The organism is Streptomyces sp. NPDC093064 (genome assembly GCF_044754605.1).
GTDB lineage: Bacteria > Actinomycetota > Actinomycetes > Streptomycetales > Streptomycetaceae > Streptomyces.
In genome coordinates this window covers 132,107-139,278 of sequence record NZ_JBIVPK010000015.1, presented here as the reverse complement: position 1 = coordinate 139,278, position 7,172 = coordinate 132,107, and the positions used below count along the sequence as shown (strand labels likewise).

The window sequence follows — 7,172 nt, the reverse complement described above, 5'->3', positions numbered from 1 at the left end:
CCGCGCGCGGGGCGACCGGTCACGCCGCCAGGCCGACCACCACCCAGATGAAGGCCACGCCCGCGACCGTGCACAGCAGGGTCGAGCGGGCCGGGTGCTCGTGGTGGGCTTCGGGGAGGATCTCGGCCGCGGCGAGGTAGAGCAGCGCCCCGCCGAAGAGGCCGAGATAGCCGCCGAGGAACCACTCCGGGATGCTGACGAGCGTGGTCGCGGCGGCGCCCACCATGGGGGCGAGGGCGTCCGCGACGAGCATGGCGACGGCCTTGCGGCGCGCGTTGCCGTACAGGCTGGTGATGGTGAACGTGTTGAAGCCGTCGGCGAAGTCGTGGGCGATGACCGCGACCGCGACCGCGGCGCCCATGCCGTTGTTCACCTGGAAGGCGGCGCCTATGGCCACGCCGTCCATGGCGCTGTGACCGACCATGGCGGCCGCCGCCGTCAGGCCCACCTCCGGGGCGCGGTGGTTGTGCCGCTCGGCGCCGCCGTGCGCGGCCTGCCGCGCGGCCAGCAGGCGTTCCACCAAGTGGGCCACCAGGAACCCGGCCACGAACAGCAGCAGGGCCGCCGGTACGCCGAACACCTCCCGGCCGGCCGCGTGCAGCGCCTCGGGCAGCAGGTCCAGGCCGACCACGCCCAGCATCAGGCCGCCCGCCAGTCCCAGGACCAGGTGGCGACGGTCGGTCACCCGCTGTGCCGTCCAGCCGCCGGCCAGCGTCATCAGGAACGCGCCGAGCGCGACGAAGACCGCCATGTGCCCTTGCTATCCGATGAGGCCCCGATCGCGCACATCCGGCCACCGCTACATCCCTGCATACCAGGACATTTCGTACGAGAGGACCCGAAGTCATGGCCGATGCCCCGACCGGCAAGGTGACCTTCGTCGGTGCCGGCCCCGGCGCCGCCGACCTGCTGACGTTCCGCGCCGCCCGCTCGATCGCCGAGGCCGACGTGGTGATCTGGGCGGCCAGCCTGGTGCAGGCCGAGGTGCTCCAGCACGCGCGCAAGGACGCGGAGATCCTGGACTCGGCGGCCATGTCCCTGGAGGACGTCGTCGCCGTGTACCAGCGGGCGCACGCGGAGGGGCTGAAAGTGGCCCGTATCCACTCCGGCGACCCGGCGCTGTGGGGCGGCACTCAGGAGCAGCTCGACCGGTGCGCGGACATCGGGATCGCGACGGAGATCGTGCCCGGCGTCTCGTCCTTCTCCGCCGTGGCCGCACTGGCCCGGCGCGAGCTGACGATTCCGGAGGTCGCGCAGTCGGTCGTGCTGACCCGGCTCGGTGGCGGAAAGACACCGATGCCGCCCGGCGAGGAGGTGCGCGAGTTCGCCCGGCACGGCACCACCATGGCGGTGTTCCTGTCGGCGGCCCGCAGCGGCCAGCTGGTGCGGGAGCTGCTGGAGGGCGGCTACCCGACGTCCACGCCGGTCGTGGTGGCGTACCAGGCGACCTGGCCGGAGGAGCTGATCGTCAGGTGCACGGTCGGCACGCTGGAGGAGACGGTCAAGGAGCACAAGCTCTGGAAGCACACGCTGTTCCTGGTCGGACCGGCTCTCGACGCCCACGGCACCCGCTCGCACCTGTACCACCCCGGTCACTTCCACGGCCACCGCAAGGCCGACCCCGAGGCCCGCAGGGCCCTGCGCGCGCGGGGTGCGAGCACGTGATCACGGTCGTCGGCACGGGCACCGGGGCGGCGTACGGTACTCCGGTGCCGCCCGGCGCCCGGCTCGTCGTGGGCGCGCGGCGGCATCTGGACGCCGCACGGCTGCCGGAGGGCGCCGAGCGGGTCGTCCTGGGTCCGCTGGCGCCCGCGCTCGACACCATCGGGGAGTACGTCGGCAAGGAGCGGCCCGTGCTGGTGCTGGCCTCCGGGGACCCCGGTTTCTTCGGGATCGTACGGGCGCTCGCCGAGCGGTTCGGGCCCGGGCTGCTGGACGTCCGCCCCGGGGTCTCCTCCGTCGCCGCCGCCTTCGCGCGGATCGGGCTGCCCTGGGACGACGCGGTGGTGGTCAGCGCGCACGGACGGGATCTGCGTACGGCCGTGAACGTGTGCCGGGCGCGGGCGAAGGTCGCCGTGCTGACCGGGCCGGGGGCCGGGCCCGCCGAGCTGGGCGCCGCGCTGGCCGGCACCTGCGGCGACGACCGGATGCTGGTCGTCGCCTCCGCACTGGGCGACCCGGCGGGCGAACGCGTGGAACGGCTCACCCCGGCCGAGGCCGCCGCCCGCGACTGGGGCACGGCGGTGAACGTGGTGCTGTGTCTTTCCGGGGCGCGGACGCCGGGGCCATTGCGCACGGTCGCGGGGCCGCCGGCCGGCCCGTCCCGATGGGCCCTGGAGGAGAGCGAGTTCGCCCACCGCGACTCGATGATCACCAAGTTCGAGGTGCGCGCCCTGGCGCTGGCCCGGCTCGGGCCGCGCCTCGGCGACCTGGTCTGGGACGTGGGCGCGGGCTCCGGGTCGGTCGCCGTCGAGTGCGCCCGGCTGGGCGCCGCCGTCACCGCCGTCGAGAAGACGGCCGACGGCGTGGAGCGGATCCATGCCAACGCGGCGGCGCACGGCGTGGACGTGTCGGTGGTGCACGGGTCCGCGCCGGAGGCGCTGGCCCGACTCGCCGACCCCGACGCGGTATTCGTGGGCGGCGGTGGGCGTGCGCTGCCCGCCGTCGTGGCCGCGTGCGCGCGGCGGGCCCGGCGGAGCGTCGTGGTCGCCGTGGCGGCGCTCGACCGGGTGCCGGCCGTGCGCGAGGCGCTGGCCGCCGCCGGGTTCGCCTGCGACGGCGTGCTGCTCCAGTCCTCGCGGCTGGCGCCGCTGCCGGGCGACGTGACCCGGCTCGCGGCCACCAATCCTGTTTTTCTGCTGTGGGGCACGCGGCCCCCGGTGCTTCATGAAGGAGTCGCAGAGTGATCGGCCTCATTTCCGCCACGGCGGCGGGCGCGGCTGCGCGGGACCGGCTGGCCGCGGCCTGGCCGGACCGTACCCGGGTGTACGAAGGGCCCGTCGGGGAGGCCGTGCGGGCCGCCTTCTCTGAGTGCGGACAGCTCGTGTGCTTCCTGGCGACGGGGGCGGTCGTCCGGCTGATCGCGCCGCTGCTCGGCGAGAAGGCCTCCGATCCGGGTGTGGTGTGCGTCGACGAGGGCGGCCGGTTCGCGGTGTCCCTGGTGGGCGGGCACGCGGGCGGGGCGAACGAACTGGCCCGCGCGGTGGGCGAGGTGCTGGGCGCGGAGCCGGTCGTGACGACCGCGACGGACGCCGTGGGACTGCCCGGCCTGGACACGCTCGGGCTTCCGGTGGAGGGCGATGTCGCCGGGGTCTCGCGGGCGTTGCTCGACGGGGAGCCGGTCGTGCTGGACGCGGAGGTGCGCTGGCCGCTGCCGCCGCTGCCGGTCGCCGCCGAGGGCGCGTACACGATCCGGGTCACCGACCGTGCCGCCGTCCCCGCCGAGCGGGAGGTGGTCCTGCGGCCGCCGACCCTGGTGGTCGGCGTCGGCGCGTCCCGGGGCGCACCTGCCGACGAGGTGGTGGGCCTGGTCGAGGGCGCGCTCGCGGAGGCCGGGCTGTCAGCGGCGTCGCTCGCCGAACTGGCCACGGTCGACGCCAAGGCGGAGGAGCCCGGCGTCGTCGAGGCGGCCCGGCGGCTCGGGGTGCCCCTGATCACGTACTCCGCCGATGAGTTGGCGGCGGTCGACGTGCCCAACCCGTCGCGGGCGCCGCTCGCCGCCGTCGGCACCCCGTCGGTCGCGGAGGCCGCCGCGCTCGTGCGCGGGGGTGAACTCCTCGTGCCCAAACGGAAGTCGGAGCGCACCGACGGGGCGCCCGCGATGGCCACGTGCGCGGTCGTACGGCGTCCTGGGCGTGGGCGACTCGCGGTCGTCGGGCTGGGGCCGGGCGCGCGGGACCTGCTCACGCCGCGCGCGCAGGCGGAGTTGCGGCGCGCTTCCGTGCTCGTGGGGCTCGACCAGTACGTGGACCAGATCCACGACCTGCTGCGGCCCGGCACCCGGATCCTCCAGTCGGGGCTGGGCGCGGAGGAGGAGCGGGCGCGCACGGCGGTCGCCGAGGCTCGGCGCGGGCACGCCGTCGCGCTGATCGGCAGCGGGGACGCCGGGGTGTACGCCATGGCCTCCCCTGCGCTCGCCGAGGCGTCCGACGACATCGACGTGACCGGCGTTCCGGGGGTCACGGCGGCGCTCGCGGCCGGGGCGATCCTGGGCGCGCCGCTCGGGCACGACCATGTGTCGATCAGCCTCTCCGACCTGCACACGCCGTGGGAGGTCATCGAGCGGCGGGTGCGGGCGGCGGCCGAGGCGGATCTCGTCGTGACGTTCTACAACCCCCGCTCCCGGGGCCGGGACTGGCAGTTGCCGAAGGCGCTGGCGATCCTCGCCGGGCACCGGGAGCCGACGACGCCGGTCGGTGTCGTGCGCAACGCCTCGCGGCCCGGCGAGTCCAGCCGGGTCACCACGCTGGCCGGTCTCGACCCGGAGACGGTCGACATGATGACGGTCGTGACCGTGGGCAACACCGCGACCCGCGAGATCGCGGGGCGCGTGGTCACGCCGCGCGGCTACCGCTGGCAGGCACCTGGGGAGGAGTCCAAGTGAACCGTGTCGTCCACCCGATCGAGCAGGAGTCGTTCCGGCGGCTGCGCTCCCGCCTGGACACCTCGCGCCTCGCGCCGCTGACGCGGGCGGTGGTGGAGCGGGTCGTCCATTCCTCCGCCGACCTGGAGTACGCCTCCGACCTCGTCATGGACGAGGGCGAGCTGGTGACGGCGCACGCCGCGCTGCACGCGGGGGCTCCGGTGGTCGCGGACGTGGAGATGGTGGCCGCCGGGATCACCCGGCGCACCAGCGTCTGCCGGCTGAGGGACGCCAGGTCCGGTCCCGGGATGACCCGCTCGGCGCACGCGATCCGGCTGGCGTACGAGGACGTCGGCCCGGGTGCGCTGTGGGTGATCGGCTGCGCGCCGACCGCCCTGGAGGAGCTGCTGGAGCTGGACGCCTCCCCCGCGCTCGTCATCGGTCTGCCCGTCGGTTTCGTCGGGGCGGCCGAGTCCAAGGCCGCGTTGCGCGAGAGCAGGCTGCCCGCCGTGAGCAACGTGTCCGAGAAGGGCGGTTCGGCGGTCGCCGCGGCCGCGCTCAACGCCCTGCTGTACCACCCCACTTCGCTTGAGGAGACCCTGTGACCACCCCGCCGCCGCCCGCCCTGCTCATCGCCGGTCACGGCACCCGGGACGACGCCGGAGCCGAGGCGTTCCGCGATTTCGTACGGGAGTTGGGGCGCTGTCGGCCCGAACTGTCCGTTGCGGGCGGCTTCATCGAGCTGTCCCCGCCGCCGCTGGGCGAGGCCGTCGCCGAACTGGTGGAGCGGGGTGTGCGGCGGTTCGCCGCCGTACCGCTGATGCTGGTGTCCGCCGGGCACGCCAAGGGCGACATCCCGGCGGCGCTGGCCCGCGAGAAGGAACGGCATCCGGGGATCTCGTACACCTACGGCCGGCCGCTGGGCCCGCACCCCGCGCTGCTGAGCGTGCTGGAGCGGCGGCTGGAGGAGGCGCTGGAGGGTGCGGCCGGGGAGCGGTCGGACGTGACGGTGCTGCTGGTGGGGCGCGGCTCGACCGACCCGGACGCCAACGCCGAGGTGCACAAGGCCGCGCGGCTGCTGTGGGAGGGGCGCGGATACGCGGGCGTGGAGACGGCGTTCGTGTCGCTGGCGGCTCCGGACGTGACGAGCGGACTGGAGAGGTGTGTGCGGCTGGGCGCGCGGCGGATCGTGGTCCTCCCCTACTTCCTGTTCACGGGCATCCTGCCGGACCGGGTGCGGCGGCAGACCGCGGACTGGGCGGCGGCGCACCCGGAGACCGACGTGCGCTCGGCGGACGTGATCGGGCCGGAGCCGGAACTGCTGGACCTCGTGCTGGAGCGGTACGAGGAGGCGGTGAGGGGCGATCTGCGGATGAACTGCGACTCGTGCGTGTACCGGATCGCGCTGCCGGGCTTCGAGGACAAGGTGGGGCTGCCGCAGCAGCCGCACTTCCACCCGGACGACGACGGGCACGGACACGGGCACCACCACCATGGAGGGCACGCTCACTCCCATGCGCACTGAGGACGCGGCCGGGCACGATCTGCGGCACCACGGGGACGCCGAGGTGCGCGACGGCGGGGCGGCACTGGTCGATCTGGCCGTGAACGTACGGGCGGATACGCCGCCGGCGTGGCTGCGGGAGCGGATCGCCGCCTCGCTGACCGGCCTCGCCGCCTACCCGGACGGGCGGGCCGCGCGGGCGGCGGTGGCGGCGCGGCACGGGCTGCCGGCGGAGCGGGTGCTGCTGACGGCGGGCGCCGCTGAGGCGTTCGTGCTGCTGGCGCGGGCGTTGAAGGTGCGGCGGCCGGTCGTCGTGCACCCGCAGTTCACCGAGCCGGAGGCGGCGCTGCGGGACGCGGGGCGCACGGTGGACCGGGTGCTGCTGCGGGCGGAGGACGGCTTCCGGCTCGATCCGGCGGCCGTCCCCGAGGACGCGGACCTGGTGGTGGTCGGCAACCCGACGAACCCGACGTCGGTGCTGCACCCGGCCTCGGTGATCGCCGAACTGGCCCGTCCGGGACGGGTGTTGGTGGTCGACGAGGCCTTCATGGACGCGGTGCCGGGCGAGCGGGAGGCGCTGGCGGGGCGGACGGACGTGCCCGGCCTGGTGGTGCTGCGCAGCCTGACCAAGACGTGGGGCCTTGCGGGGCTGCGGATCGGCTATGTGCTGTCGTCGCCCGAGGTGATCACCGAGTTGGAGCGGGCCCAGCCGCTGTGGCCCGTGTCCACTCCGGCGCTCGCGGCGGCGGTCGCGTGCGTGGAGCCGCGGGCGCTGGCGGAGGCGGAGGACGCGGCTCGCCGTATCGCCACGGACCGGGCCCACCTGGTGGCGGGCCTGGCCTCCTTCGCGGGGCACGGGGTACGGGTGGTGCGACCGGCCGAGGGTCCCTTCGTACTGGTGCGCATGCCGGGGGCGGCGGACGTACGGCGGCGGTTGCGCACGCTGGGATACGCGGTGCGGCGCGGGGACACGTTCCCCGGCCTTGGCGGGGAATGGCTGCGGCTGGCGGTGCGGGACCGGGGGACGGTGGACGGCTTCGTGCGCGCCCTGGGCTCGGCGCTGTCGCCGCCCGCCGCCCCCTGACT

General features: G+C 75.4%; 7 protein-coding genes. 6 read left to right on the top strand and 1 reads right to left on the bottom strand.

What is annotated here, in order from left to right; all coding sequences use genetic code 11:
• Positions 1-19 precede the first annotated feature (19 nt).
• Entirely contained in the window at positions 20-751 is a 732-nt protein-coding gene (locus ACIQFZ_RS20260; RefSeq protein ID WP_383057425.1) for a ZIP family metal transporter, read from the bottom strand.
• A 95-nt stretch (positions 752-846) separates the two neighbouring features.
• Between ACIQFZ_RS20260 and cobM the strand changes: the two genes are divergently transcribed.
• The 6 genes from cobM to cobC are packed head-to-tail and all read left to right on the top strand — an operon-like array spanning position 847 to position 7,170.
• The gene (gene cobM, locus ACIQFZ_RS20255; protein ID WP_365425085.1) at positions 847-1,665 is read left to right on the top strand and encodes a precorrin-4 C(11)-methyltransferase; all 819 of its coding nucleotides are present in this window, start codon (positions 847-849) and stop codon (positions 1,663-1,665) included.
• Positions 1,662-2,906: a precorrin-6y C5,15-methyltransferase (decarboxylating) subunit CbiE gene (gene cbiE, locus ACIQFZ_RS20250; protein WP_402691824.1), complete on the top strand. Its 1,245-nt coding sequence runs from the start codon at positions 1,662-1,664 to the stop codon at positions 2,904-2,906. The genes cobM and cbiE overlap by 4 nt, the downstream gene beginning before the upstream one ends.
• A complete protein-coding gene (gene cobJ, locus ACIQFZ_RS20245; protein WP_402691823.1) occupies positions 2,903-4,603 on the top strand; it encodes a precorrin-3B C(17)-methyltransferase in 1,701 nt (566 codons plus the stop codon). The genes cbiE and cobJ overlap by 4 nt, the downstream gene beginning before the upstream one ends.
• Complete coding sequence (locus tag ACIQFZ_RS20240; protein WP_376651363.1) at positions 4,600-5,187, top strand: precorrin-8X methylmutase; 588 nt, start codon at positions 4,600-4,602, stop codon at positions 5,185-5,187. Before cobJ ends, ACIQFZ_RS20240 begins: the two co-directional genes overlap by 4 nt.
• The gene (locus ACIQFZ_RS20235; RefSeq protein ID WP_402691822.1) at positions 5,184-6,107 is read left to right on the top strand and encodes a sirohydrochlorin chelatase; all 924 of its coding nucleotides are present in this window, start codon (positions 5,184-5,186) and stop codon (positions 6,105-6,107) included. The genes ACIQFZ_RS20240 and ACIQFZ_RS20235 overlap by 4 nt, the downstream gene beginning before the upstream one ends.
• Positions 6,097-7,170 carry an Rv2231c family pyridoxal phosphate-dependent protein CobC gene (gene cobC, locus ACIQFZ_RS20230; protein ID WP_402691821.1) on the top strand — a complete coding sequence of 358 codons (1,074 nt, stop codon included), beginning with the start codon at positions 6,097-6,099 and terminating at the stop codon, positions 7,168-7,170. The genes ACIQFZ_RS20235 and cobC overlap by 11 nt, the downstream gene beginning before the upstream one ends.
• Positions 7,171-7,172: the final 2 nt, after the last annotated feature.